Origin of the sequence: Bradyrhizobium jicamae (assembly GCF_018130695.1) — a bacterium.
GTDB lineage: Bacteria > Pseudomonadota > Alphaproteobacteria > Rhizobiales > Xanthobacteraceae > Bradyrhizobium > Bradyrhizobium jicamae_B.
Map to the genome: position 1 here is coordinate 78,059 of NZ_JAFCJX010000024.1, position 24,900 is coordinate 102,958.

The 24,900-nt window shown below is 64.5% G+C and carries 27 protein-coding genes; 17 read left to right on the top strand and 10 right to left on the bottom strand.

Going from position 1 to position 24,900, the window contains the following annotated elements; genetic code table 11:
- Positions 1-45: 45 nt before the first annotated feature.
- Both JQ604_RS29870 and JQ604_RS29875 read left to right on the top strand, forming a co-directional pair.
- Complete coding sequence (locus tag JQ604_RS29870; protein WP_212364276.1) at positions 46-582, top strand: hypothetical protein; 537 nt, start codon at positions 46-48, stop codon at positions 580-582.
- Between the two features lie 129 nt (positions 583-711).
- Entirely contained in the window at positions 712-1,203 is a 492-nt protein-coding gene (locus JQ604_RS29875) for a hypothetical protein (protein ID WP_212364277.1), read from the top strand.
- A gap of 165 nt (positions 1,204-1,368) precedes the next feature.
- Here JQ604_RS29875 and JQ604_RS29880 read toward each other — a convergent pair whose 3' ends face one another.
- The 4 genes from JQ604_RS29880 to guaA all read right to left on the bottom strand — a co-directional run bounded on the left by JQ604_RS29880 (position 1,369) and on the right by guaA (position 4,442).
- Entirely contained in the window at positions 1,369-1,806 is a 438-nt protein-coding gene (locus JQ604_RS29880) for a type II toxin-antitoxin system VapC family toxin (protein WP_212364278.1), read from the bottom strand.
- A 3-nt stretch (positions 1,807-1,809) separates the two neighbouring features.
- A complete protein-coding gene (locus JQ604_RS29885) occupies positions 1,810-2,052 on the bottom strand; it encodes a type II toxin-antitoxin system Phd/YefM family antitoxin (protein ID WP_212364279.1) in 243 nt (80 codons plus the stop codon).
- A 28-nt stretch (positions 2,053-2,080) separates the two neighbouring features.
- Positions 2,081-2,758 carry an HNH endonuclease gene (locus JQ604_RS42215; protein ID WP_212364280.1) on the bottom strand — a complete coding sequence of 226 codons (678 nt, stop codon included), beginning with the start codon at positions 2,756-2,758 and terminating at the stop codon, positions 2,081-2,083.
- Between the two features lie 85 nt (positions 2,759-2,843).
- Positions 2,844-4,442 (bottom strand): glutamine-hydrolyzing GMP synthase, encoded by a 1,599-nt coding sequence (gene guaA / locus JQ604_RS29895; protein ID WP_212364281.1) that lies wholly within the window; start codon positions 4,440-4,442, stop codon positions 2,844-2,846.
- A gap of 136 nt (positions 4,443-4,578) precedes the next feature.
- Between guaA and JQ604_RS29900 the strand changes: the two genes are divergently transcribed.
- Positions 4,579-4,911, top strand: coding sequence for a DHCW motif cupin fold protein (locus tag JQ604_RS29900; RefSeq protein WP_212364282.1), 333 nt, complete (start codon positions 4,579-4,581; stop codon positions 4,909-4,911).
- A gap of 154 nt (positions 4,912-5,065) precedes the next feature.
- On the top strand, positions 5,066-6,175 hold the full coding sequence (locus JQ604_RS29905; RefSeq protein ID WP_212364283.1) for an endonuclease/exonuclease/phosphatase family protein: 1,110 nt from the start codon (positions 5,066-5,068) through the stop codon (positions 6,173-6,175).
- A gap of 98 nt (positions 6,176-6,273) precedes the next feature.
- Here the strand turns inward: JQ604_RS29905 and JQ604_RS29910 are convergent, their stop codons facing one another.
- Together JQ604_RS29910 and JQ604_RS29915 are read right to left on the bottom strand one after the other, a co-directional pair.
- A complete protein-coding gene (locus JQ604_RS29910; protein WP_212364284.1) occupies positions 6,274-7,572 on the bottom strand; it encodes an RsmB/NOP family class I SAM-dependent RNA methyltransferase in 1,299 nt (432 codons plus the stop codon).
- Positions 7,573-7,585: 13 nt separating this feature from the next.
- Complete coding sequence (locus JQ604_RS29915) at positions 7,586-8,008, bottom strand: MAPEG family protein (RefSeq protein ID WP_212364285.1); 423 nt, start codon at positions 8,006-8,008, stop codon at positions 7,586-7,588.
- 210 nt (positions 8,009-8,218) lie between these two features.
- On the opposite strand from JQ604_RS29915, the gene JQ604_RS29920 reads away from it, so the two are divergent.
- The 10 genes from JQ604_RS29920 (at position 8,219) to JQ604_RS29965 (ending at position 17,042) form a co-directional block, all read left to right on the top strand.
- Positions 8,219-8,908, top strand: coding sequence for an acriflavin resistance protein (locus tag JQ604_RS29920; protein ID WP_249158846.1), 690 nt, complete (start codon positions 8,219-8,221; stop codon positions 8,906-8,908).
- A 283-nt stretch (positions 8,909-9,191) separates the two neighbouring features.
- Complete coding sequence (locus tag JQ604_RS29925) at positions 9,192-10,031, top strand: metallophosphoesterase family protein (RefSeq protein ID WP_212364286.1); 840 nt, start codon at positions 9,192-9,194, stop codon at positions 10,029-10,031.
- A gap of 182 nt (positions 10,032-10,213) precedes the next feature.
- The gene (locus JQ604_RS29930; protein ID WP_249158848.1) at positions 10,214-11,500 is read left to right on the top strand and encodes an alanine racemase; all 1,287 of its coding nucleotides are present in this window, start codon (positions 10,214-10,216) and stop codon (positions 11,498-11,500) included.
- Between the two features lie 9 nt (positions 11,501-11,509).
- Positions 11,510-12,169: an amino acid ABC transporter permease gene (locus JQ604_RS29935; protein WP_212364288.1), complete on the top strand. Its 660-nt coding sequence runs from the start codon at positions 11,510-11,512 to the stop codon at positions 12,167-12,169.
- Positions 12,170-12,179: 10 nt separating this feature from the next.
- Positions 12,180-12,830 carry an amino acid ABC transporter permease gene (locus JQ604_RS29940; RefSeq protein ID WP_212364289.1) on the top strand — a complete coding sequence of 217 codons (651 nt, stop codon included), beginning with the start codon at positions 12,180-12,182 and terminating at the stop codon, positions 12,828-12,830.
- Positions 12,817-13,545 carry an amino acid ABC transporter ATP-binding protein gene (locus tag JQ604_RS29945; protein ID WP_212364290.1) on the top strand — a complete coding sequence of 243 codons (729 nt, stop codon included), beginning with the start codon at positions 12,817-12,819 and terminating at the stop codon, positions 13,543-13,545. The genes JQ604_RS29940 and JQ604_RS29945 overlap by 14 nt, the downstream gene beginning before the upstream one ends.
- Before the next feature lie 34 nt (positions 13,546-13,579).
- Positions 13,580-14,380, top strand: a complete 801-nt coding sequence (locus JQ604_RS29950) for a transporter substrate-binding domain-containing protein (protein WP_212364291.1) — start codon at positions 13,580-13,582, stop codon at positions 14,378-14,380.
- Positions 14,381-14,437: 57 nt separating this feature from the next.
- Positions 14,438-14,782 carry a RidA family protein gene (locus tag JQ604_RS29955; RefSeq protein ID WP_212364292.1) on the top strand — a complete coding sequence of 115 codons (345 nt, stop codon included), beginning with the start codon at positions 14,438-14,440 and terminating at the stop codon, positions 14,780-14,782.
- Between the two features lie 7 nt (positions 14,783-14,789).
- Positions 14,790-15,818 carry a succinylglutamate desuccinylase/aspartoacylase family protein gene (locus tag JQ604_RS29960; RefSeq protein WP_212364293.1) on the top strand — a complete coding sequence of 343 codons (1,029 nt, stop codon included), beginning with the start codon at positions 14,790-14,792 and terminating at the stop codon, positions 15,816-15,818.
- Positions 15,819-15,983: 165 nt separating this feature from the next.
- Positions 15,984-17,042, top strand: coding sequence for a LacI family DNA-binding transcriptional regulator (locus JQ604_RS29965; protein ID WP_212364294.1), 1,059 nt, complete (start codon positions 15,984-15,986; stop codon positions 17,040-17,042).
- A 19-nt stretch (positions 17,043-17,061) separates the two neighbouring features.
- Here the strand turns inward: JQ604_RS29965 and JQ604_RS29970 are convergent, their stop codons facing one another.
- From JQ604_RS29970 to JQ604_RS29985, 4 genes are all read right to left on the bottom strand, one after another.
- Complete coding sequence (locus JQ604_RS29970; RefSeq protein ID WP_212364295.1) at positions 17,062-17,334, bottom strand: hypothetical protein; 273 nt, start codon at positions 17,332-17,334, stop codon at positions 17,062-17,064.
- Between the two features lie 206 nt (positions 17,335-17,540).
- Positions 17,541-18,563, bottom strand: a complete 1,023-nt coding sequence (locus JQ604_RS29975; RefSeq protein ID WP_212364296.1) for an NADP-dependent oxidoreductase — start codon at positions 18,561-18,563, stop codon at positions 17,541-17,543.
- A 225-nt stretch (positions 18,564-18,788) separates the two neighbouring features.
- On the bottom strand, positions 18,789-20,279 hold the full coding sequence (gene guaB, locus JQ604_RS29980) for an IMP dehydrogenase (protein ID WP_212364297.1): 1,491 nt from the start codon (positions 20,277-20,279) through the stop codon (positions 18,789-18,791).
- Between the two features lie 272 nt (positions 20,280-20,551).
- Complete coding sequence (locus tag JQ604_RS29985) at positions 20,552-20,797, bottom strand: hypothetical protein (protein WP_212364298.1); 246 nt, start codon at positions 20,795-20,797, stop codon at positions 20,552-20,554.
- Positions 20,798-20,932: 135 nt separating this feature from the next.
- Between JQ604_RS29985 and JQ604_RS29990 the strand changes: the two genes are divergently transcribed.
- The 3 genes from JQ604_RS29990 to JQ604_RS30000 all read left to right on the top strand — a co-directional run bounded on the left by JQ604_RS29990 (position 20,933) and on the right by JQ604_RS30000 (position 24,895).
- A complete protein-coding gene (locus JQ604_RS29990) occupies positions 20,933-22,420 on the top strand; it encodes an MFS transporter (protein WP_212364299.1) in 1,488 nt (495 codons plus the stop codon).
- Positions 22,421-22,520: 100 nt separating this feature from the next.
- Positions 22,521-23,774 (top strand): DUF1963 domain-containing protein, encoded by a 1,254-nt coding sequence (locus JQ604_RS29995; protein ID WP_212364300.1) that lies wholly within the window; start codon positions 22,521-22,523, stop codon positions 23,772-23,774.
- Between the two features lie 38 nt (positions 23,775-23,812).
- Positions 23,813-24,895 (top strand): ABC transporter substrate-binding protein, encoded by a 1,083-nt coding sequence (locus JQ604_RS30000; protein WP_249158850.1) that lies wholly within the window; start codon positions 23,813-23,815, stop codon positions 24,893-24,895.
- Positions 24,896-24,900: the final 5 nt, after the last annotated feature.

Consider the following 24,900-nt stretch of genomic DNA (forward strand, 5'->3'; position numbering starts at 1 on the left):
CCTTCCAGCCAACAACGGCAGGCCGATTCAAACGGGAGGATAGCGATGGCACATGATCTGCCCACCTTAGCGACCCGAGATGGCTGCGAGATACGAACCTGGACGCATGGACATTTTCCGATGCCGGACTGGGTGCCGCCGCACATGGCCGGGGGCATAGAAGCAAATGGAACTTTTACGCTCGCGACTGAGCTTGGCCGGGCCAGAGTCCACCTCGGCAACGTCATCATCGAGAGCCGCGGGGATGTGTGGGTTAGACCAGTCGAGGAGGTTCCGCAGTTTATCGAAGGGCTCAAATCCAATACCTCGTCGGAAATGACGAGTGTCGGACCAGGAAAGGTGCGGCAGTTTGGCCTGAACACTCGCCAAAGAAAGCCCGAAACAGCCAGCAAAGGTAAAGACAAGCGCCCTCGGCATCTCCCGCCGGTCGGTTCGCAACCATCCATTGAATGGATTCATCTTGAGCGGCTATCGATCGATCAGGCCTATCAACGATCCACTGACAATGCGGCATCTCGACGCCTGATAGCTAGCATTGCTGCAAAATTCGATTGGCGACTTTGCGCTCCGCTCGTTGTATAGAGACGCCCCGACGACACCCTTACGATCATCGACGGCCAGCATAGATGGATGGCTGCTTCGCAGAGGGAAGACATTCCACAGCTCCCCTGTTGCGTTTTCAGATATGAGAGCATCCAAGAAGAAGCTCGGATGTTCATCGTTGCCAATCGCGCTCGAAAGCCGATGAATCGTCTCGATGATTTCTTCGCTGCTGTTGCAGCCGCGGATGAGGATGCTCTGGAAATTCAGCAACTCGTTACAGATGCCGGGCTACAAGTCGCGAGGACAACATCCTTGACCGCCTGGGGACCTGGTGAGGTTGCCTTCACCTCAGCGATCGCGAATTCAGTTCGGCGATTTGGGCCAGCCGTTACATCAGCCGTTCTCACAAATATGGCGGTCGCCTTCCCAGATCAAAAGATGCGGCACGGTGGCGCCATTTTTGGGGGCCTTGTGCGGATAATGTCGAGTCCAGAACTGGACTTCGATCCTGATCGCCTCGTCACCGCTCTACAGACTCGCACGGCAGATCAGTGGGGTGAATGTGCTGCAGGTCTAAAGGGAGGCGACACGCGATCGGCTGCTCTGCACGATGCAATTATGAAGACTTACAAAGAGCAGACGTCAAACGGCGGTTCTTGAAGCGCCTCGTAGGGCTGGTTAGACTAACTTCCACCCTACGCGCTGATAATTCCGTAGCGCCGCCTTCATCGTCCCTCCTCCGTCGCGGAGGGCAGTTGGGCGCAAGTCGCGGTGGCGCGCTCGACCGATCTTGCGGTTCGGGGTGAACCCGCCCCATGCGATGGATCAGGGCGGCAGCAACCTGCCAAAGGGATCGAGCACGGGCACGCCAAGCGGCTCGAAGTGCCTGAGGTTGCGCGACAGGATCGTCAGCGCATGCTGGCGAGCGGTGGCGGCAATGATGATATCGGCAAATCCGGGCGCATGCCCCTGCCCTCGAGCCCGGTCCGATAGCTCCCCCGCGACGCGCGCGATCGATGTGTCGAACGCCAGGATGCGGTCGCCATAGAGGTGCAGCAAGGCTTCAAGCCAATGGGCCAAGTCCTTGCTCTTGCGCGCCGCCTTCTCGCGTCGCAGTTTGGCTATTCCGTCCTCGATCTCCGCAATCGTCACAACCGACAAAAACAGGGAAACAGAGTGCGCATCCATCCACTCGACGAGTGCCGGAGGCGCAGGCCGACCAGGCGAGGCCGCGGATATCACGTTGGTATCGACGAGGTACACGTCTCAAAAATCGGTCTTGCGCAGCTTGGCGCGATTGCGCGCCGGCAGATCACCCGCTTTCACAGGAGCCGCCATAAGCAGGCGTCCGAAGCTTGGAACCTGCGACAGCCGCCGCCACTCCTCGTAGCCCACGACTACCGCCTGCTTCTTCCCGTGCCGCGTGATGACGGCGGGTTTACCGTCAACAGCCTCATCCACAACCGCAGACAGATTGGCCTTAGCATCACGAAGCTGAATTTCGCGCATGAATCCACCGTTATTATAACTACAGTAGTCATATACACCTTGTAGTCAATTTTCTCAAGCGAGTAGGCTTACCCAGCCGCCTGGTTGGGCTCGTTCGGCAAGTTGCATCGGCGTTGGGCCGACTGCGCTCAAAACTACGAAGATAGTAGACGGCTAGTCCAAATGTGGTTGCTGGCGTCAACCTCGACGAGACGGGAGCATAATTGGACTGAGGCCAGTGCAAGCCACGTTTGCCGTCAGACCAAGCCTTGAAATTCTCAGAGTTCATCACCCGATACAGTTCGGGTAGAAGCGCTTCGTCAACCCCAAATGCCCTCATCGCATCACGGTATTTGGCATCCTCCCGTGCATTCCAACTTTGAGCGCGTGCCCATTCAAAGAATATCTCGGGAATGCTCGTATTCGGCATCCGGTCATGACACTCGCGACACAACAAATATAGATTTGAGACGTCGTCGGCGCCGCCGAGCGAGCGCGCTACGATGTGGCACCGTTGAAGGGGAATGCGATCCCAACAGCGCAGAATCTCGTCCCAACTCGCGTCGGATCGTTTGATATCGTACTTCCGGCCGTAGTAAAATCCGCAGGCCCAACATCCGGGCTCGCCCCAGTCAATCCACCGTACCGCATTAACAATGCGATCCTTCCAAAACTCGAATATTTGGCTTCTTGAAGGAAGATCGTCGACGTACTGGCCTCTTGCCATGGCAGCCTCCACTGCAGATCAACTCCCTCGGCTGATCGACAACGGAACTGGATTGGAACGTTTGGGTGGGTGGCGCCCACCCGACCTACTCCCACTCAATCGTCCCCGGCGGCTTGGACGTCACGTCGTACACCACCCGATTGACCCCCTTCACCTCATTGATGATCCGCGTCGCCGTCTCTCCCAAGAACTTCATCTCGAACGGATAGAAGTCCGCGGTCATGCCGTCAGTTGAGGTCACGGCGCGGAGGCCCACGACGTAGTCATACGTGCGCCCGTCGCCCATCACGCCGACCGTCTTCACCGGGAGCAGCACCGCGAATGCCTGCCAGATCGCATCGTAGAGGCCATGCTTGCGGATCTGGTCGATGTAGACGGCATCCGCGTTGCGGAGGATGTCGAGCTTTTCGCGGGTGATGTCGCCGGGGCAGCGGATGGCAAGGCCCGGCCCGGGGAACGGGTGGCGGCCGACGAAGATTTCGGGCAGGCCGAGTTCGCGGCCGAGCACGCGCACCTCGTCCTTGAACAGCTCGCGCAACGGCTCGACCAGCTTCATGTTCATGCGCGCCGGAAGGCCGCCGACATTGTGGTGCGACTTGATCGTGACAGAAGGTCCGCCGGTGAAGGAGACGCTTTCGATCACGTCGGGATAGAGCGTGCCCTGCGCCAGGAATTCGGCGCCGCCGATCTTCTTCGCCTCGGCATCGAACACGTCGATGAAGAGCCGGCCGATGGTCTTGCGCTTCACCTCGGGATCGGTGACGCCTTCGAGCTCGCCGAGGAATTGCTTGGAGGCATCCACGTGCACCAGCGGGATGTTGTAGTGGTGGCGGAACAGGTCGACGACGGTCTTGGCCTCGTCCTTGCGCAGCAGGCCGTGATCGACGAACACGCAGGTGAGCTGGTCGCCGATCGCCTCATGGATCAGCACCGCCGCAACCGCGGAATCGACGCCGCCGGAGAGGCCGCAGATCACCCTGCCTCGGCCGACCTGGGCGCGGATCTTCTCGATCGCTTCCTCGCGGAAGGCGCGCATGGTCCAATCGCCGGTGAGGCCTGCGACCTTGCGGACGAAGTTGCGGATCAGTTTGGCGCCGTCGGGCGTGTGCACCACTTCGGGGTGGAACATCAGGCCGTAGTACTTGCGCGCCTCGTCCTGGATGATCGCGAACGGCGCATTCGCGCTGGTGCCAGCCACCGTGAAGCCCGGCGGCATCTTGGTAATACGGTCGCCGTGGCTCATCCACACCGGATGCTTTTCGCCCTGGCCCCAGATGCCGTCGAATAGCGAGCTCTGCGCCTTCACCTCGACATCGGCGCGGCCGAATTCGCGGTGATGGCCGCCCTCGACCTCGCCGCCGAGCTGGGCGGCCAGGGTCATCTGGCCATAGCAGATGCCGAGCACGGGCACGCCGGCATCGAAGATCAGCTGCGGCGCGCGCGGCGAGCCGGCCTCATGCACGCTTTCCGGACCGCCGGAGAGGATCACCGCCTTCGGCTTCATCTCCTTGAAGGCGGCCTCCGCCTTCTGGAACGGCACGATCTCGGAATAAACGCCCTCCTCGCGAACGCGGCGGGCGATCAGTTGCGTCACCTGACTGCCGAAATCGACAATCAGAATCTTGTCATGCGCCGAGGCCACTGAAGGCGTCGACGGCGAGCTGGTTTGCGGTGCGGCTGTCATGGCAAGCCAATACGCGACAGGGGGCGGCGGAGCAACCGCGCGGAGGGAGGCGCCCACATGCTTCTTTGGGCGTGGACAGCACGCTATATGTCAGTATTATTGACCTAATTTGGCCCGACACCGCTGGGGTTCCGCCATGAAAATCCCGACCCTGCCCTTCACCGTCACCGACTGGAGCAAGGTCGCGCCGACGGTGCATCCCGGCGAGACCGGCCAGGCGATCTGGCGCACGCTCGAGATCGGCGACGTCCGCGTGCGGATGGTCGAGTATTCGCCGGGCTATCTCGCCGACCACTGGTGCGATCGCGGGCATGTTCTGTTCGTCGTCGCGGGCGAGCTCGATACCGAATTGCGCGACGGGCGCAGGTTCAAGCTGACGCCGGGAATGAGCTACCAGGTGTCGGATTTCGGCGACGCCGCGCATCGGTCGTCGACGGCGGCGGGCGCGACGCTGTTCATCGTCGATTGAGACCGGCGGCGCGCCGCTCACGGCGCGATCGTCGGATTTCCCTTGAACTCATTTTCGGACGGGCTTGCGACAATCCGCGCCACGACTTGGCCGGACCGCACGGCTATTCTCTACCCATAATTGCATCATCCATTTCAGCACCCGGAGGTTCGAGATGAAGCTTGCGTCCTACAACGTCGAAAACCTTTTCATGCGCGCACGCGCCCTCGGCGGTTCGGGATTTTCCGACGAAGGCCGCGAAATCCTGAAAGCCCAGGCCGACATCAATGCCATCCTCGGCAAGGACAAATACACCGCCAACGACAAGAAGCGGATCGTCGAGCTGCTCGATGCGCTCGGCTTGAAGAAGTCGGACGAAAGCAAATTCGCAATCCTGCGGCAGAACCGCGGGCATCTCGTCAAGCGGCCGAACGGCAAGCCGATCGAAATCGTGGCCGACGGACGCGACGACTGGATCGGCTGGGTCGACCTCACGCTGGAGCAGGTCAACGAGAAGGCCACGCAGAACACCGCACGTGTCATCAAGGAGATCGATGCCGACGTGCTCGGAGTCGTGGAAGCGGAGAGTCGTCCGGCGCTGGTGCGGTTCTGCAAGGACGTCATGCGGGCCGTCGAAGGCACCCCGTACGACCACATCATGCTGATCGACGGCAACGATGACCGCGGCATCGATGTCGGGATCATGACCAAGAAGAAATTCGAGATCGCCTCGATCGCGAGCCATGTCGACGACGAGGACGACGGCGGCCTGATCTTCAGCCGCGATTGCGCGCAATTCGAGATCGAGACCGCGAAGGGGAACTCCCTCATCGTGCTCGCCAACCACTTCAAGAGCAAGGGCTTCGGCACGCCGGCGACGTCGAACGCGAAGCGCAAGCGCCAGTCCGCGCGGGTGGCCCAGATCTACCGGCAGCTCCGTGACAAGCACAAGTTTATTGCGGTCATCGGCGACCTCAACGATACGGCGGACAGCGACCCGATCGGCCCGCTGTTCAGCCAGACCGGACTGAAGGACATCAGCGAGCTCGACGGATTCGACGATGGCGGACGCCCCGGCACCTTCAAGAACGGCACGGCCTCGAACAAGATCGACTACATCCTGCTGTCGCCGGCCCTGTTCGAGAAGGCGACCGCCGGCGGCATCTTCCGCATGGGCGTCTGGGGCGGCAAGAACGGCGACCTGTTCCCGCATTTCCCCGAGATCGAGCGAGAGGTCGAAGCGGCCTCGGATCACGCGGCGATCTGGGCCGAATTGGATATTTGAGTGCCGCAGGGTGGGCAAAGGAACGCAAGCGACGTGCCCACCCTTCTCGGCGGGCTTGTGATGGTGGGCACGCAAGCGCTTTGCCCACCCTACAAAACCTACGCCTTCTTCAACACCGACACGAAGAACCCATCCGTGCCCGTGCGGCGCGGGGTCATCAGCCATCCCTCGGGCAACTGCATGGCCGCTTCCGCAAACGCCTCGGCCTTGTCCCAGAGCACGCTCGCGGTCTGCTCCGGCGGCTGCACGGAAAACTCCGGATGGCGCGCAACGAACGCCTTCACCTGCTCGCTGTTCTCATCCGCCAGCACCGAGCAGGTGATGTAGGCGATGCGCCCGCCCGCCTTCACCAGCGGCGCCGCACGATCCAGCACTTCGGCTTGATCCTTCAACCGCACTTCGAGTGCGCCGGGGCGCATGCGCCATTTGGCGTCGGGATTGCGGCGCCAGGTGCCGGTGCCCGTGCACGGCGCGTCGATCAGCACGAGATCGGCGGAGGCCTTGATGTCAGACAGCACGTCGGCCTCGCCGCGCGGAGTGCGGACGTCGCAATTGTGCACGCCGGCGCGCGACAGCCGCTCATGGATCGGCGCGAGCTGGCGCTTGTCGTGGTCCGTTGCAATGAGCCGGCCCTTGCCGCCCATCATCGCCGCCAGCGCCAGCGTCTTGCCGCCGGCGCCGGCGCAGAGATCGATCACCTGCTCGCCGGGCTTTGCCGCCGAGAGCAAGGCCGCGAGCTGCGAGCCCTCGTCCTGCACCTCGATCGCGCCCTTGATGAAATCCTCTTCCGACGAGACCCCAGGGTTGCGCGCGTCGGCGCCGAGCTGGATGCGCAGGCCCAGCGGCGACCACGGCGTCTCGGCAGCGCCGAGATGCGACAGCCGCGGCAAGATTTTCTCGCGCTTGCCCTTCAGCGTGTTGACGCGCAGATCGAGCGGCGCGCGGCTCGCCATGGCGGTCGCTTCCGCCGCGCGATCGTCGCCGAACACTTTCGCTAGGTGGGGATCAAGCCATTCCGGATAGTCGCCGGCAATGTGCGCCGGTGCTGCGTCGAGCGAGCGCGCGGTCAGCGCATCACGCTCCCTGTCGGTGAGCGGCTGCGGCGCAAAGCGGCCGCCGTCGCACAGCGCGGCGATAGCAGCGACATCCATGCCGCGCTCGAGCTTGAGCATGCCGAGCGCGCGGGCGCGCGCGCTGTCATCGTCCATCAGATACGCCGCCGACGACTGCCGGCGCAGCACGTCCCAGAGCAGGCCGGAGATCGCGGCGCGGTCGCCGGAGCCGGCAAAGCGGTGCGCGGTGCCCCACTCCTTCAGCGCTTTCGCAGCGGGCACACGTTGGGCGTCGATGGTCTCGATCAGCTCGATGGCGGCGGAGAGCCGGGCAGCGGGAGTCATTTGGGTCTTTCGGTTAGATCAGCAGCAGGATCTTCAGCGCGAAATAGATCCACATCGCGAACACCACGAGCACGCCGGCGAACCAGGCGAGCGAGCGGGTGCGAACGTCGTTGGAGGTGACGAAGATGCCAGCATGGGCAAAGCGCGTTACCACGAATACCCAGGACAGCAAAACCATGAACAGGTCGGTCCGCCGCAGCGGCAGCGCCAGCGCGATCAGGATGTAGAACAGCACGGGAACCTCGAACTGGTTGGAGAAGCAGTTCGCGATCTGGGTGGCGCGCTCCGGCCAGTTTTGCTGGCGCAGCGCGATGTCCTTGAATTTCGTCTGCCCGCCCGACAGCGCCTGCGTCCGCGCCACCGCCATCCCCATCAGGAGACAAAAGGTGAGCCCGACCAGCACGAACACCGGCAACAGGACCATTTGAACGGACATCGGATTCTCCCTAAATCGGGGTTGGCCGGCTTTTAGCCGCCGCATCCCCGTCTGACAATCGAGGCCGCCGGATTCTGGTTTTGACGCGTTTTGCTCACGCGAACCGGTACCCACTTCGCTGGAAAAACGCATCCGACTTGAACCGGAATCGGCGGGCCTGTGACCAACGCTTGAAGCGTATTGGCGGTTTCAGCCTTTCCCGAGCGCGCGATGAACATCACCTCCCCGATTTTTGCCGGCGCAGTCCGCGTGGCCGAGATGCCCGGCGATTCCATGACCTCCATCCTCAAGGTGATCGGCCCGACCACCGGGCTGTTCGACGACAATCCGGATGGCGGGCTCGGCATGGTGATGTCGGTGCTGGCAGGCGTCGCCGCGGCGCTGGCGGTCGCGATCCTGTTCTCGATCTATCTGCGCACCGGGCATCGTTCGGCCCGCGACATCGTCAGGCATGGGCTGGCGGCCGTGCTGGCGCTCGGCCTGATCGCCTTCGTGATCTCGGACATGCGCCATGCCGCGCTGGCCTATCTCGGGCTCAACCCGACCAGGCCTGCGATCGAGTTCGAGATCCGCCTGCCGCGGACCGAACTCTCTCACGTGACCGACACCCAGATCGAGCTGCGCACCGACCAAAACCAGAGGCTCGCGAAGGTGCAGGACGCGCTCGACCAGACCGCCGACGGCCGCAGCTTGATGCGCGGCACGGTGACGCTCGACTACCGCACCACCGAGCGCGTGATGGTGCTGAACCTGCCCGGCCAGGCGCAGCGCCAGTTCAAGCTCCGCCTGCCGGCGAGCCCGACGCATTCCGATCGCTTCAGCCCGTGGCATCTCTCCGACGGCATCGCCGACAACGCAGGACCAAACGATGCGTTCGCGATCCGCTATCGCGTGCTCTGACATGCGGCTTGCCGCACGCGACCGCGCCACACCAATAGTGTCGTCGCCCGCCTTGTGCGCACTTGCGCACAGGTGCGGGCGATCCAGTATTCCAGAGACCTACATTTGAGCCGATGGGCCGCGGCGTACTGGGTACCCGCATGCGCGGGTACGACAACGGTGCTTGCATCTCTATTCGAACGCTCTTTCAAACAAGGTCTCAAACAACGCAGCGACAATCGCCGCCGCAGCTTCATGAATTTGTCGCCGACGCATTTATAATCGGGGCAAACAGGAGCGCCGCATGTCCCAATTTCGTCTGACCCAGATCTCCGACACGCATCTCGCGCATTGGCTGCCGAAGCTGACCGACAATTTCCATCGCGTCGCCGAGCACATCGATGCGACGCGGCCTGACCTCGTGCTCAACTCCGGCGATGTCTCCTTCGACGGCCCGACCAGCCGCGAGGACCTCGTGTTCGCCAGGGAGCTGCACAACGCGCTGCCGGTCGATTGCGTCTACCTGCCCGGCAATCACGACATCGGCGACAACCCGACGGCCGTCGCCCCGACGCCGAAGCAGCTGCCGACCGAGGCGACCTGCGCGGCCTTCACATCCATCATCGGCGAAGATCACTGGCGCTTCGAGGCCGCCGGCTGGTGCTTCATCGGCCTGAACTCGCTGATCGTGAACACCGGCCTCGATCGCGAGGCCGCGCAGTTCGACTGGCTGGCCTCGCAGCTCGATAGCACCAGCGGCAAGCCGGTCGCCCTGTTCGTGCACAAGCCGCTCTATCTCGACGCGCCCGACGATGCCGAACGCGAGGAGACCTCGTTCCGCTACGTGCCGCAGCCGGCGCGGCGGCGGCTGCTCGACATGCTGGGCAAGGTCGATTTGCGGCTGGTCGGCAGCGGCCACGTCCACCAGCGCCGTGACTTCACCTTCGAGCGTGTCCGCCATGTCTGGGCGCCCTCGACAGGCTTCGTGATCTCCGATGCCAAGCAGGAGCTGATCGGGATCAAGGAGACGGGTCTCGTCGAGTATCGTTTTGCGCCCGACAGTTTTGAGGTCCGCCATGTCAGGGCCAAGGGGCAGCTCAATGTTGACCTTGATGAGCTGTTCGAGAAGGAGCCGGCCGGCTAGCCGGAACGGGCTTGTCCTCCCGGCCAGACCGGATCTCACATCCGGTCGGCCCTCCTCCTGCTCCTAAACTGATCTGTCCACAGCCCAAAATTCCCTCAAAATCGCTAATGACAACGTTGTCATTACATAATAGCGTCTGTTCCGCGATTGAGACCGCCTGAGACGGAGTAACGATGCATTCCATGGCCGGGACAGGCACGCTGCGCCTCGACGCGACCACGCGGGGAATTCCGCTGGTCGACGGCATTGTTGCCGCCGAGATCGGGACCGCCGGCTGGTCGCCGTCGCGGGGCGATTTGGCCCTGCCCGTCCTGACCTTGGATGAAACCGCGTTTGCCGCCAATCGCGACTTGTTCCTGCGCTGGTGCGCCGGGGCCGGCGTCAGAATCGCCCCGCACGCCAAGACACCGATGTCGCCGGAGCTTGCACGCAGCTTGCGCGAGGCCGGCGCCTGGGGCGCGACCGTCGCCAATTTGCAGCAGGCGGCCGTGCTGCTCGCCCATGGTGAGAAGCGCCTGCTGCTAGCCAATGAAATCGGCGGCAAGCAGGCCGGACGACGGCTCGGCGCTCTGCTCTCGGCCTATCCCGGCGTCGAATTCCATGCCTTCGCGGACTCACCAGCCGCGGTCGCAACGCTGGCTGAAGCCGCCGGGCATTCGGCTCGCGCTGAACTCTCCGTGCTGGTTGAAATCGGCACCGGCCGCGGCGGCGCGCGCGATGGTGCCGCGATCGATGCGATCATCAACGCTGTGGCCAACACCGAAGGCGTCACGTTCGGCGGCGTCGCGACCTATGAAGGCGCCGCCGCGACATCAGACGCGAACGAGACCGCAAGCGCCATCGCGCGGCTGATGGAACGGACCATCGACACGTTCGCGCGCGTTCGTGCGGCTGCACCCGGGCGCCCCCTGATCATCAGCGCCGGCGGCTCGGCCTATTTCGACGTCGTGACATCAGCGCTTGCGCCGGTCGCCGCACGCGACTGCAACGCGACCGTCATCCTGCGCTCCGGCGCGCTGTTCTTCGCCGACCACGGCGTCTACGCCCGCGCCTTCGCCGAGATCGACCGCCGCGGCGGCCTCGTCATCGATGGCGTGCGTCGGTCGGCGGTCGAGAGTTTTCGCCCCTCGCTGACGCTGTGGGCCGAGGTGCTGTCGCGCCCGGAGCCTGGCCTTGCGATCTGCGGCTTCGGCATGCGCGATGCCTCCTTCGACCAGGGACTGCCGGTGGCGCTGCGCGTCTGGCGCGACGGCGTTGAGCAAAGCGAGCTCGCCGCTGGACTGACCGTCACCCGCCTCAACGATCAGCACGCCTTCATAGCCCTCCCCGCCGGCAGCAGCCTTGCCGTCGGCGACGTCATCGCCTTCGGCATCTCGCATCCCTGCACCTGCCTCGACCGCTGGCGCGTGCTGTTCGGCCTCGGCGCCGACGGCACGGTGACGCGGGCGCTCACCACCCATTTCGGTTGAGCGCGCGCGATGAATTTCCTGCCGCTCTGGCGCTACCAGAACCAGCTGATCGACGGCGCCATCATCACGCTCGAACTGACCGTGATCGCGGCGTTGTGCGGGCTCATCATCGGAATCGGCGGCGCTGTCGCGCTCAAGGGGCGTGCGACCTTCCTGCGCTGGCTGGTGCGCGGCTACATCGAGCTGTTCCGCAACACACCCTCGCTGATCCAGATCTTCATCATCTTCTTCGTGCTGCCGAGCGTCGGCCTGAAGCTGCCGGCGTTCGAGGCTGCGGCGGTCGCGCTGTCGCTCTATTTCGGCGCCTATTCGGTCGAGATCATCCGCGCCGGCCTCGACTCCGTGCCGCGCAGCCAGATCGAGGCCGGCCAGTGCCTCGGCCTCAGTGGCTGGCAGGTGTTTCGCCACATCCTGCTGCCGCCGGCGCTGCGCAACGCCTATCCGGCCGTGACCAGCCAATTCGTGCTGCTGCTGCTCGGCACCTCGCTGGCCTCGCAGGTCGCGGCCGACGAGCTGTTTCACGTCGCGGGCTTCATCGAGAGCCGCACCTATCGCAGCTTCGAGGTCTATGCAGTGATCTGCGCGGTCTATTTCGCGATGGCGATGGCGTTCAAGGCGCTGTTCGCGCTGATCAGCGCGGCGGCGTTCCGCTGGCCGCGACGGCGCTGAGGGAGAGGCGATGCGATCCTTCTCCCTCATCGATTTCGTCTCATTGGTGTCAGCGCTGCGCTGGACGGTGACACTCGTGGTGCTCGCGCTCGCCTTCGGCGCGCCGCTGGCGCTTGGGCTTGCGATGGGCCGTATCAGCCGCTTCGCTGGTTTACGCTGGACGATGGCCGCCTGCATCCAGGTGATCCAGAGCGTGCCGCTGCTGGGCCTCCTGTTCTTCTTCTATTTCGGCATGCCGGTGTTCCTCGGCATCCAGGTGCCGGCGCTGATCGCTGTCACCATCGCCTACACGCTCTACACTGCGGCCTTCCTCGGCGAGATCTGGCGCGGCGGGCTGGAGGCGGTGAAGCAGGCGCAGTGGGAGGCCGGCGCCTGCCTCGGCCTCTCCGCCTGGCAGCAGTTCCGCCACATCATCGCGCCACAGGCGCTGCGGCTGTCGCTGCCGCCGACGGTCGGCTTCCTGGTGCAGCTCATCAAGGGCACCTCGCTCGCTTCGATCCTCGGCTTCGTCGAACTCGCCCGCGCCGGACAGGTGGTGAGCGCGGCGACGTTCCAGCCGCTGCTCACCTACGCGCTGGTCGCCGCGGTCTATTTCGCGCTGTGCCTGCCGCTCACGCTCTGGTCCCGCTCTTTGGAGGCCCGCCTCGATGGCTCTCGTTGAAATCCGCGACGTGCACAAGACATTCGGTCGGGTCGACGTGCTCAAGGGCGTCTCGCTCGACGTCGAGGAAGGCGAGATCGTCACCATCATCGGCCGCTCCGGCTCGGGCAAGTCGACGCTGCTCCGCTGCATCAACGCGCTGGAGACGGTCGACGCCGGCGAGATCCGCGTCGAGGGCCAGAAGATCCATTCCGGGATGCCCGACCTCAAGCAATTCCGTCAGCGCGTCGGCATCGTGTTCCAGGCCTTCAACCTGTTTCCGCATCTCAAGGTCGAGCGCAACATCACGCTCGCCCCGCTCCTGACCGGCCGCATCGACAAGGCAAAGGCGCGTGTGCTCGCCGAGGATGTGCTGACCCGCGTTGGCCTCGCCGACAAGATCGATGCCTGGCCCGATCAATTGTCCGGCGGCCAGCAGCAGCGCGTCGCGATCGCGCGGTGTCTGGCGATGGCGCCGCATCTGATGCTGTTCGACGAGGCCACCTCGGCGCTCGACCCCGAGCTGGTCGGCGAAGTGCTGAAGGTGATGGAGGCGATGGCGCGCCAGGGCATGACGATGATTCTCGTCACCCACGAGATGGGTTTTGCCCGCAACGTCGCCAACCGCATCGTCTTCATGCACCAGGGCCGCGTCTGGGAACAGGGACCGCCGGCCGAATTGTTCGCATCACCGAAAACACCCGAGCTCGCAAGCTTCATCGCCTCCGCGAAATGAACGTCCTTCCAACACCCGCCACCAGGAGACCGTCATGAGAAAGTGGAAGTCCCTCTTCAGCATCGCCGTCGCCGCGCTCGCCATCGCGGCTGTCCCCAGCCTCGCTACTGCAGCCGACAAGCTGCAGGACGTGCTCGGCTCGGGCAAGCTGCGCGTCGGCATCCTGACCGACGCCGCGCCGTGGGGATTCAAGGATGACAAGGGCGAGATCGCCGGCCTCGATGCCGACCTCGCCAAGCTGATCGCCGCCGACATGGGCGTAAAGCTCGAGCTCGTTCCGGTCACCGGCGCGGCGCGGATCCCGAGCCTGCTCTCGGACAAGATCGACATCCTGATCGCCGGCCTCGGCGCGACGCCGGAGCGCGCCCAGCAGGTGATGTTCTCGCAGCCCTATGCTGTGGTGAATCTCGGCGTCTACGGGCCGAAGGCGATTGCAGCCGCGACGGGCAAGAAGCCCGACAATCTCGAGGGCCGCACGGTTGCGGTCGCCAAGGGCACCACACTCGACGTCTGGCTGACCGATAACGCGCCCAAGGTGAAGCTGGTGCGCTTCGAGGATACGCCGGCCGCGATCGCCGCCTATCTTGCCGGACAGGCCGACAGCTTTGCCGAGAACAGCGCGATCGCGATCAAGGTGCAGGAGCAGAACCCGACCAAGGAGGTCGAGCTGAAATTCCTGATCCGCCAGTCGCCGGCGCATATCGGCGTGCGGCAGGGCGAGCAGAACCTGCTCAACTGGATCAACACCGACCTCTTCACCAACAAGCTGAACGGCAAGCTCGGCGCGCTGCAGCTGAAATGGTTCAAGGAAGAGCAGTCGCTGCCGACGCTCTGAACCAATCAACCTCCCGCGCGCAATGCGCGGGAGGCCACTTTCACCGGGAGAACAACAATGATCAAACGTTATGTCGTCGGCTCGCGCATGAGCCAGGCCGTGGCCTGCGCCGGTATGGTGCATATCGCCGGACAAGTCGCCGACGACCGCAAGACCGGCATCGTGTCGCAGACCGAGCAGGTGCTCGCCAAGATCGATGCGCTGCTCAAACAGGCCGGCTCCGACCGCTCGAAGCTCGTCGCGGTCAACGTCTTCCTGCCGCACATCACCGACTTCGACACCATGAACTCGGTCTACGACGCCTGGATCGATCCGGCCAATCCGCCGGCGCGCGCCTGCGTCGAAGCGCGGCTCGCCGATCCCGATCTGCGCGTCGAGATGACGGCCGTCGCCGCACTCTGAGACGCACATGCATACCGGAGTTTTCCACGACATCGACTTCGCGGCGGACCAGAAATGGTCCGGCCATCTCGGCATTCCCTTCTCGATCGATCGCTCGCCCTATTTCCAGCTCAAGATTCCGGTGTTCCGGATCAAGAACGGCACCGGGCCAAAAGTGCTGCTGATGGCCGGCAACCATGGCGACGAGTATGAGGGTGAAATGACGCTGGCGCGGCTGTATCGCCGGCTCGACCAGAGCGCGGTGACCGGCGAGATCACGATCCTGCCGTTCGCCAACTTGCCGGCGGTGATGGCCGCGCGGCGCCGCTCGCCGCTCGACGAGGGCAATCTCAACCGCGCCTTCCCCGGCGACGCGGCGGGCACGCCGACATTCCGGCTCGCGCACTTCCTCGAGCACGAGCTGTTCCCGCGCCACGACGTCGTGTTCGACCTGCATTCCGGCGGCACGTCGATGGCGCACCTGCCCTGCGCGCTGATCGAGCAGCAGGGCCCGCCCGACATGTTTTCACGCGCGCTCGACCTGATGAAGGGCCTGGGGATGCCGTTCGCCTTCGTCGCCGAGAATGGCGCCGACGCGCCGACCTCGATGGCGGGCGCAGCACGCGCCGGCGCGATCGGCCTGTCAGGCGAATTCGGCGGCGGCGGCACGGTGACGCCGCAGACTATGGCGCTGACGGCGCGTGCGGTGGACCGCCTGCTGATCGCCCTTCGCGTCATCACATCGCCGGTGCTCGGCCCGCATGCGCCGGTCGAGGGCGCAACCGAGCTGCTGGCGCTGCAGAGCCATGCCCAGGCGGTGTTCGCGACGCGGCGCGGCTGGTTCGAGCCGGCGGTCGCACCGGGCGCACGGGTCACCGCGGGCGACGTCGCGGGCTGGTATCACGACTTCGAACGGCCGGAGGCGCCGGAGGAAACACTCCACTTCCCGGCCGACGGCATCGTGATCTCGCAACGCCTGCATGCCGACTGCCAGAGCGGCGACTGCCTGGTCCAGGTCGGTCGGCCGTTGACACCGACGCACGCTTTGGTTCGATGAGCAGTTGATGCGAAGCTTCGCGTTTAGAGCATGATCCGGAAAAGTGTGAAGCGGTTTTCCCTCGCGACAAACGCCAAAGGCGTTTGCGCGGAGATCATGCTCAAACAAAGGACTAAAGCGCGATGACGATTCAACCTAATCTCATCGCGCTTTAGCTGAGGTTCGATGCCCGATCCGACCAGGCCGACATTCGACGATGTGCTGCGCGTCCCCGCGCCGCCCGGCCGCGCGGCATCGGGACGGCCGCCGCGCATCGAGGAAGTGGCAAGCCGCGCCGGCGTCTCCCCGATCACGGTGTCGCGGGTGCTGCGGCATCCCGAGATGGTCAATCCGGAAACCCGCGGCCGCATCCTCGAGGTGATCGAGGCCACCGGCTATGCCTCCAACCCGCACGCCCGCGCGCTGCGCTCCGGCCGCTCCAACGTCGTGGTCGCCTTCGTCTCGAACATCCTGAGCCAGCAATTCGGCATGGCGGTGCGCGGCTTCGCCGCCGCGCTGGAGCCGGAGGGCTTTGAGGTGCTGGTCGGCCAGACCTCCTACTCCTACGCCAAGGAAGTCGCGATGATCCAGTCGCTGCGCGGCATCCGCCCCGCGGCCGTAATGTTCACCGGCGTGATCGAGCTCGAGGAAAACCGCGCGGCGCTGCAGGAGCTCGCGATCCCCGTGATCGAGACCTGGGCCTATCCCCGCGACCCCATCGACATGCTGGTCGGCTTCTCCAACGCCGATGCCGGCGCGATGGCAGCCCGACGGCTGGCCGCCGCCGGCCATCGCCGCGTCGCCTTCATCGGCCGCAGCGGCGGTCGCGGTGCGCTCCGCCGCGACGGCTTTCGGAGCACCGCCCAGGCGCTCGGGCTCGAGGTCATCCACGAGATCGGCGTCGGCGAGATCACCGGCCTCGCCGACGGCCGCGCCGCCTTCGCCGACCTGCTTGCCCGCGGCGGGTCGATTGACGCCCTATTTTGCGCCAATGATCTCCTGGCGACCGGCGCGCTGATCGAGGCGCGCGCGCGCGGCCTCGTGATCCCGCACGATCTCGCACTGCTCGGCTTTGGCGACAATGACGTGGCGGCCCAGATCACGCCGGGACTCACCACCATCACCTTCGATGCGCCAGCGATCGGCCGCACCGCGGGGGAATTGCTGCTCGCGCACCTCGCCGGCGCAGCGACCGAGCAGCACCGCATGGTCGAGCTGGTGCTCGTCGAGCGCGGCAGCGTGTGAGCGGAAAATCGCGCGGCGCCTAGACTTGCGCCGCGTCCTTCAGATCCTGCTTGATGACGGCGAGAAGTGACTGCAGCGATTCCCGGCTGGCGCGGGGCGCCGCGGGCGCGGGTCGGCGCGCCGGAAGCGGCGGCATTTGCGGGCGCGCGGCCATTTGCGGGGCCGGCTCGGCGGCCTCGTCCTGCACGAAGTTTCCGTGGATCACGTCATCGCGGCGACCCATGGTGTACATGGTTGCCCAATAGCCGACGGCGACCAGGATAATTCCGAAAACAACAAGCTCAAACAACATGGCGACACCCGAAAATTGGTGTTCAGTACACTAAAAATTAACCTATTGATTCAATGGGATCCCATCGCGGTCAAGCAAATGGGGGCATAAAGCCCCCAAAATGCCGGCCATTGTGGCCTTTTGGCTACGTTTCTGCGCGGGCTGAGACCCCCGCGGCGGCCGAGGACGTCCCAGGACGAAACGGCGGCCAAACGTGCGAGCGTCGCTCAGGCCTTGTCCGGCCCGACCCGCACCAGCTGCTTGCCGAAATTGGCGCCCTTGAGCAGGCCCATGAAGGCTTCCGGCGCGCTGTCGAGGCCCTCGGTGACGAACTCCTTGTACTTCACCTTGCCCTCGCGGACCCACTGCGACATGTCGCGCAGGAAGTCGCCGTGCATGGCGGCGAAGTCGCTGACGATGAAGCCGCGGAAGGTCAGCCGCTTGGTCAGGATCGCGAACATGATCGAGGAGGCCCATTTCGGCGCCCGCGCCTCGCGGTCGTTGTAGTGGGCGATCAGGCCACACACTGGCACGCGCGCGAAGGCGTTGAGCTGCGGATAGACCGCCTCGAACACGGGGCCGCCGACGTTCTCGAAATAGACGTCGATGCCCTTCGGGCAGGCTTCCTTCAGCTTCGCCGCCAGATCCGGATCGCGGTGATCGAGGCAGGCCTCGAAGCCGAGCTCCTTGACGACATAATCGCACTTGTCCTTGCCGCCGGCGATGCCGACCGCCCGCGCGCCCTTGATCTTGGCGATCTGGCCGACCGCCGATCCGACCGCGCCGGAAGCGCCAGCAACGACCACCGTCTCGCCCGGCTTCGGCTTGCCGATCTCGAGCAGGCCCGTGTACGCCGTCATGCCGGGCATGCCGAGCACACCGACCGCGGTCGAGATCGGCGCGAGCTTCGGATCGACCTTGGCAAGGCCCTTGCCGTCGGAGATCGCATGGGTCTGCCAGCCGGCGCGCGACAGCACGATGTCGCCCTTGGCGAAGGCGGGATTGTTGGAGGCGATCACCTCGCACACCGTGCCCGCTTCCATCACGCCGCCGACCGGCACCGGCGCGGCGTAGGACGGGCCGTCATTCATGCGCCCGCGCATATAGGGATCGAGCGAGAGCCAGATGGTGCGCAACAGCACCTCGCCCGCACCCGGCGTCGGCACCGCATAATCCTCGGTCCGGAAATTGGACGCGTTGGGTTCGCCCTGCGGGCGGGATGCGAGCACGATGCGCTTGCCTTGGGACATCTGGGTTTTCCTCTCTTGGGTGTTGGTTCGTCGCGCACACGTAGTCACGCAACCCGCCTCCCCGCAAGGGAGACGGATTTGCTCTTTCCAGCGAACAAAGTTTGAAATGATGTTCGGTAGTCGTGAGCGCAACGCACGACTGCGCATCGGAGAATTCCAGAATTCTCCGGCGCGCAATTGCAGGTCACAGTTGGACGAGGCGCCGCGGAATGACGCGGCAGCGCGTTACACGCCGCCCGGATAGTTCGGCGCTTCGCGCGTGATCGTCACGTCGTGGACGTGGCTCTCGCGCAGGCCGGCGCCGGTGATGCGGACGAACTCGGCCTTCTCGTGGAAGTCGGCGATATTCTTCGCACCGACATAGCCCATCGCCGCGCGGAGGCCGCCGGCGAGCTGGTGCATGACGTTGCCGACCGGGCCCTTGTAGGGCACCTGGCCCTCGATGCCCTCGGGCACGAGCTTCAGCGTGTCCTTGATGTCCTGCTGAAAGTAACGATCGGCCGAGCCGCGCGCCATCGCGCCGACCGAGCCCATGCCGCGATAGGCCTTGTAGGAGCGGCCCTGCCACAGGAAGACTTCGCCAGGCGTCTCGTCGGTGCCGGCGAGCAGCGAGCCGACCATCGCGATATCGGCACCGGCGGCGAGCGCCTTGGCCAGATCGCCGGAGAACTTGATGCCGCCATCGGCGATCACGGGGATGTCGGCCTTCTTGGCCGCCGCCACCGCATCCATGATCGCGGTGAGCTGCGGCACGCCGACGCCGGCGACGATGCGCGTGGTGCAGATCGATCCCGGGCCGATGCCGACCTTGATGCAGTCGGCGCCCGCATCGATCAGCGCCTGCGCACCGCCTTCGGTGGCGACGTTGCCGGCGACGACCTGCACCGCGTTGGAGAGTCGCTTGATGCGGTTGACCGCGGCCAGCACGTGCCTGGAATGGCCGTGGGCGGTATCGACCACGACGACGTCGACGCCGGCATCGATCAGCCGCTCGGTACGCTCATAGCCGGTTTCGCCGACCGTGGTCGCAGCCGCAACGCGGAGACGGCCCTGCGCGTCCTTGCAGGCGAGCGGATGGGCGACCGCCTTCTCCATGTCCTTGACGGTGATCAGGCCGACGCAGCGATACTGGTCGTCGACGACGACGAGCTTCTCGATGCGGTGCTTGTGCAGCATCCGCCGGGCCTCGTCCTGGCTGACGCTCTCGCGCACGGTGACGAGGTTCTCGTGCGTCATCAGCTCCGAGACCTTCTGCCGCGGATCGGTAGCAAAGCGGACGTCGCGGTTGGTCAGGATGCCGACCAGCTTGCCGGGCGTCGTCTTGCTGCCGCCGGTGACGACGGGAATGCCGGAGATGCCGTGATCCTTCATCAGCGCCAGCGCATCGGAGAGCGTCGCATCGGGCGCGATCGTGAGCGGGTTCACCACCATGCCCGACTCGTAGCGCTTGACCTGCCGCACCTGGGCGGCCTGCCCTTCGGGATCGAAGTTGCGGTGGATGACGCCGAGACCGCCGGCCTGGGCCATCGCGATCGCCATCCGCGCCTCAGTGACGGTGTCCATGGCGGACGCCATGATCGGGATGTTGAGCGGGATCGCGCGGGTGACGCGAGAGCGGATGTCGACTTCGCCGGGGAGAACGTCCGAGAGGCCGGGCTTCAGCAGCACGTCGTCGAACGTGAAGGCCTCACGGATCGCCTGAAGTCCGGTTGCCATTGCCAACTCCTTTCAGCGGCATCCCGCCGCAAAAGCAAACAGGGATGAACGCCATCTTCGGCGGCGCCAGAGGCGTCACCGTCGAATCGGTGCCCATCGGTGGGGTTGACGCTGGTCCCTAGCATGGCAGGCGGCCGAATCAAAGCGTTTGCCAGCCATGCACAGGCTTTTTAAGGGCCTGCATCCCGCCAAAATCTGATGGGACATGCCCCGGATTCTATGTTTTGACGCGTTTTCTTCACGCGAACCGGCGCCCACTTCGCTTGAAAACGCTATCGGTAGCCGGCCGGCGGCCCGTGCTGGCGGATCGCCTCGACCACCTCGCGGTGGCGCCGGTCTTGCCGCTTCATGTGCACGGCGATCAGGGCATGTGCCGAGGGCACCAGCAGCAACACATGGAAAATCAGCCCGAAAATCGCGCAAAACACGATCAGGACCAGATTGAAGATCGCCGAAAACGGCTGCCCGTTCAGGAGCAGGCCGATCGGCGGCAGCAGGGCGGCGAGGACGTAGATCACGGCAAACCTCCGACGCCCATTCCATGCATGGCAGCGTCACGCAGGATTTAGGTGATCCGGGAGGTTCCGCAATGGCATGGCTGACAGCGGGATGATACAGCCCCCTCGCCCGCCTTTTTCAGCCCGCCGAATTTGATGAACAAAGAACGCCTGATCCCGCTCATCGTGGCCACTGCCCTGTTCATGGAGAACATGGACTCCACGGTGATCGCGACCTCGCTGCCGGCGATCGCCGCCGACATCGGCACCAGCCCGCTGACGCTGAAGCTTGCGATCACCTCGTACCTGTTGTCGCTCGCAGTGTTCATCCCGGCGAGCGGCTGGACTGCCGACCGCTTCGGCCCGCGCATCGTGTTCGCCGGCGCCATCGTCGTGTTCATGCTGGGATCGGTCGGCTGCGCGGTGTCGACCTCGGTCACCGATTTCGTGTTCGCCCGCATCCTGCAGGGCATGGGCGGGGCGATGATGACGCCGGTCGGACGGCTGGTGCTGCTCCGCTCCGTCGACAAGAGCGCGCTCGTCAACGCCATGGCATGGGTGACGGTCCCCGCGCTGATCGGGCCGGTGATCGGCCCGCCGCTCGGCGGTTTCATCACCACCTACGCCTCTTGGCACTGGATCTTCCTGATCAACATTCCGATCGGGCTGCTCGGCATCTTCCTGGCGATGAGATACATCGACCCGATCAAGAGCGAGAATCCGGAGCCGTTCGACCTCTATGGCCTGGTGCTCGCCGGCATCGGCCTTGCCGGCATCGCCTTCGGCCTCTCGGTCGCCGGGCTCAATTTGTTGCCGTGGTCGGTGATCGCGGGCCTCGTCGGCATCGGCTCGATCTCGATGACGCTCTACGTGATCCATGCCCGCCGCACCGGCTCGCCGGTGCTCGACTTCACGCTGCTGCGCTTGCCGACGTTGCGCGCGGCGATCATCGGCGGCTTCCTGTTCCGTCTCGGTATCGGCGCGCTGCCGTTCCTGCTGCCGCTGCTGATGCAGATCGGCTTCGGCCTGACGCCGTTCCAGTCCGGCCTCGTGACGTTTGCCTCCGCGGTCGGCGCGATGGGCATGAAGACGCTGGCCGCACGCATCATCCGCGCCTTCGGCTTTCGCAATATGATGACCGTCAATGCGGTGATCTCCTCGGTCTTCCTCGCGGCCTGCGCGCTGTTCACGGTGACGACGCCACTGCTGCTGATCTTCATCATCCTGGTGGTCGGCGGCTTCTTCCGCTCGCTGCAATTCACCGCGATCAACACAGTCGCATACGCAGAGGTCGACGCCGCGCAGATGAGCCGCGCGACCACGCTGGTCAGCGTCAACCAGCAGCTGGCAGTCTCCGCCGGCGTTGCGGTCGGCGCGTTCTCGGTGGAGACGACACTGGCGCTGCATCACCAGGCCGAATTGACGGCCGACGTGTTCGTGCCCGCCTTCATCGTGGTTTCGCTGATCTCGGTGGCCTCGAGCTGGTTCTTCTGGCAGATGCCGCAGGATGCCGGCCACGAGATCTCCGGCCGCAAGGCGATCGAGATCGGAAGCCGCAAGGAAGCCGCCAAGAGTGCGGCGAGCGCCGCGGTCAAGGTCGCGGTCGAGGACACCCAAGACGCACGCGATCAGCGGTTGGGCTGATCGGTATCCGCTTCACGGATTGCGTTGGCGGCGATCGGCGGTTGTGCCACACCTTGGCGTTGCGCCATAATGGATGGGGTCCTGTCCCGGGGGTCTCTCAATGGCGTCAGATGTCATTCTACTGGAGCGTTATTGGCCGCCCGCCACCGCCCCGGCCGACACGATCAGCCAACTCGGTGGTTGGCCGAACCTGCCGGCTGATTGGCCATGGCCACGCATTCAGTTCGAGGACGGATCCAGCGCAGCGCTCGACTTCGTCGCGCAGATCGATCTGGCGGGGCTTCCGACTGTCTCCCAGCGCAGCTTGCTGCCGGCCACCGGCACACTCTATTTTTTCGTGCTGTCCCAGAGCAACGTTCCGCTCCACGAGTATGGGCCTGAAGCCGCCCGCGTCTTGTATTATCCAGGGGACGCACGCGACATTCCGCGACGCGCACCGCCACCTGATGCAGGTTGGGGCTTGGGCGATTTGGATTACGCGCACATGCATGCCGCGGAGTTCCGCAACACCGATGCACCGCCGGGCGATCTCTTTCCACGTTGTCCATTGAGGGCCAGGGCGGCCCTCATCGCCGACGAGCCTGAGCCGCGTCAGAGACGAACAGAAACCGGCTTCGAATTTCGCGATACCGATCTGCCTTTTCGTGTCGAAGACGCACTGCTCCATATCAACTTCGCTCGCAATGATTGGAGTGAAAACATCCTGCCATTCTCGACCATTCGAAGCGCAGCAATTCAATATGGCGAAGAATACCTGGAATTTGAGAAGCGTCCCTCCAAGTGGGAAGACAAACTGCCCCGACCAGCCTACATCGACAACGTGGTATCTCCCGAGTTTTGGCTCAAGTATGAGCGCGAGTATGCTGACTGGCGGCAACGCGCGATCGCGCTGTGGCATCAGCTCACGGATCTCGGACGTGCGACTATTCTCGATAGCGAACACCGCGCGTCAGTGGTCGCTATTGTCGCCGAGGCGGACGCGCTGCGGGAGCAGATTACAAGATACGGCCTGGGCTTTTCGTCGTTCGAATCGCAGCAGGCAGCGAAGATATCGCTCGCGACATTGCTAATTGATCATCCCGAAACGGCTATCGGACATGCAGACGAAGTATTGGCAGCGCACCCGACCCAATCCTGTTTCGGGTCGGGCCACCGCATGCTGGGTCCCCCCAACGACATCCAGGGCGAGACCATGACCGGGCCGGAACCAGTGCTCCTGCTTCAGCTCGACACCGATCCGTGGGGTCCGCGGTTCTGCTGGTGGGACGCAGGCAATCTGACATTCTGGATCAGCGCAACGGACGCTGCCGCGGGCCGGTTTGAATTGGCTCGCGCTGAGATTGAGGGACACTGACCTATTGGACGGGACGACTGCGCGCACGGATACGTGCATTGCAGCCGCAGCGGCGCACAGTCGTGGTCAAGCAAAAATCAAGCTTGTCTGGACTGCGCCTAAGCACCAGCTCAAAGCGTTGCCAGAGGTTTAGGCCTAACTTGGCGGCCATGAGACGGCGAGATTTCATCAGGCTTGTCGGTGGAGCGATGGCATGGCCGGTCGCCGCGCAATCGCAGGAAGCGACCAAGCGCTATCATATTCTGTGGTTTTCCACCCAGTCGCTGCCGGACCCGTTCCTGGACGGGTTCCGCGAAGGCATGCGCGCACGGGGCTACGTCGAGGGAAAGAACCTGACCTTCGAGCTGCACTACGCTCCCGGCGATCCGGCCGGGCTGCGTCAGGCGATTTCCGAACTCAGGCGCGGCAACATCGACCTCGCGGTATCGAGCGGTCCGGCGACGCGCGCGATGACCGAAGTGACCGAGGTCCCCGTCCTGTTCGCGCTGAGCGGAGACCCGGTGGAGCTCGGCATCGTCAAGAGCCTCGGCCAACCCGGCGGCAACTTCACGGGTTCGACATTCCTCTCGCTGGAGCTGGCAGGAAAACGGGTTGAGCTGCTGAAGGACATCTTCCCGAAGCTGCGCAGGCTTGCGGTGCTGTCGAACACCAATCACCCCGGTGAGCAATCCGAATGGCGCGCGACCCGCGAGGCCTGCCGCGAGCTGGAGATCACACCAGTCTACGTCCCGTTCGCCGGCCCGCGGGAAGTGGAAGCTGCGCTCGGCGCGGCCGCCAATGCACGCGCCGATGCGTTGCTGGTGTTCCCGGACGCCACCACGATGGTGCATCGGTCCAGGATCGCTCAGTTCGCCATCGACCAGCATTTGCCCTCGATGTTCGGATGGAGCGAGTATTGCGAGGCGGGAGGCCTTGCCAGCTATGGCGCGAACCAGCGGGCGACCTACTTCTCGCTGGCGGCCTACGCCGACCGGATCCTGCGCGGTGAGCGTCCGGCCGATCTTCCGGTCGTGCAGCCCACCAAATTCGAGTTCGTCGTCAATCTCAGGACGGCCCGGCTGCTCGGTATCGAGCTGGACGAATCCTCGGTGCTGTTTCGGACCAACAGGGTGATCGAATGAAACCG

Bases quoted from the DNA above. Each gene is read 5' to 3' on its own strand.
- JQ604_RS29870 (WP_212364276.1), top strand. From the start codon at position 46: ATGGCACATGATCTGCCCACCTTAGCGACCCGAGATGGCTGCGAGATA.
- JQ604_RS29875 (WP_212364277.1), top strand. From the start codon at position 712: ATGTTCATCGTTGCCAATCGCGCTCGAAAGCCGATGAATCGTCTCGAT.
- JQ604_RS29885 (WP_212364279.1), bottom strand. From the start codon at position 2,052: ATGCGCGAAATTCAGCTTCGTGATGCTAAGGCCAATCTGTCTGCGGTT.
- JQ604_RS42215 (WP_212364280.1), bottom strand. From the start codon at position 2,758: ATGGCAAGAGGCCAGTACGTCGACGATCTTCCTTCAAGAAGCCAAATA.
- guaA (WP_212364281.1), bottom strand. From the start codon at position 4,442: ATGACAGCCGCACCGCAAACCAGCTCGCCGTCGACGCCTTCAGTGGCC.
- JQ604_RS29900 (WP_212364282.1), top strand. From the start codon at position 4,579: ATGAAAATCCCGACCCTGCCCTTCACCGTCACCGACTGGAGCAAGGTC.
- JQ604_RS29905 (WP_212364283.1), top strand. From the start codon at position 5,066: ATGAAGCTTGCGTCCTACAACGTCGAAAACCTTTTCATGCGCGCACGC.
- JQ604_RS29910 (WP_212364284.1), bottom strand. From the start codon at position 7,572: ATGACTCCCGCTGCCCGGCTCTCCGCCGCCATCGAGCTGATCGAGACC.
- JQ604_RS29915 (WP_212364285.1), bottom strand. From the start codon at position 8,008: ATGTCCGTTCAAATGGTCCTGTTGCCGGTGTTCGTGCTGGTCGGGCTC.
- JQ604_RS29920 (WP_249158846.1), top strand. From the start codon at position 8,219: ATGAACATCACCTCCCCGATTTTTGCCGGCGCAGTCCGCGTGGCCGAG.
- JQ604_RS29925 (WP_212364286.1), top strand. From the start codon at position 9,192: ATGTCCCAATTTCGTCTGACCCAGATCTCCGACACGCATCTCGCGCAT.
- JQ604_RS29930 (WP_249158848.1), top strand. From the start codon at position 10,214: ATGGCCGGGACAGGCACGCTGCGCCTCGACGCGACCACGCGGGGAATT.
- JQ604_RS29935 (WP_212364288.1), top strand. From the start codon at position 11,510: ATGAATTTCCTGCCGCTCTGGCGCTACCAGAACCAGCTGATCGACGGC.
- JQ604_RS29940 (WP_212364289.1), top strand. From the start codon at position 12,180: ATGCGATCCTTCTCCCTCATCGATTTCGTCTCATTGGTGTCAGCGCTG.
- JQ604_RS29945 (WP_212364290.1), top strand. From the start codon at position 12,817: ATGGCTCTCGTTGAAATCCGCGACGTGCACAAGACATTCGGTCGGGTC.
- JQ604_RS29950 (WP_212364291.1), top strand. From the start codon at position 13,580: ATGAGAAAGTGGAAGTCCCTCTTCAGCATCGCCGTCGCCGCGCTCGCC.
- JQ604_RS29955 (WP_212364292.1), top strand. From the start codon at position 14,438: ATGATCAAACGTTATGTCGTCGGCTCGCGCATGAGCCAGGCCGTGGCC.
- JQ604_RS29960 (WP_212364293.1), top strand. From the start codon at position 14,790: ATGCATACCGGAGTTTTCCACGACATCGACTTCGCGGCGGACCAGAAA.
- JQ604_RS29965 (WP_212364294.1), top strand. From the start codon at position 15,984: ATGCCCGATCCGACCAGGCCGACATTCGACGATGTGCTGCGCGTCCCC.
- JQ604_RS29970 (WP_212364295.1), bottom strand. From the start codon at position 17,334: ATGTTGTTTGAGCTTGTTGTTTTCGGAATTATCCTGGTCGCCGTCGGC.
- JQ604_RS29975 (WP_212364296.1), bottom strand. From the start codon at position 18,563: ATGTCCCAAGGCAAGCGCATCGTGCTCGCATCCCGCCCGCAGGGCGAA.
- guaB (WP_212364297.1), bottom strand. From the start codon at position 20,279: ATGGCAACCGGACTTCAGGCGATCCGTGAGGCCTTCACGTTCGACGAC.
- JQ604_RS29990 (WP_212364299.1), top strand. From the start codon at position 20,933: ATGAACAAAGAACGCCTGATCCCGCTCATCGTGGCCACTGCCCTGTTC.
- JQ604_RS29995 (WP_212364300.1), top strand. From the start codon at position 22,521: ATGGCGTCAGATGTCATTCTACTGGAGCGTTATTGGCCGCCCGCCACC.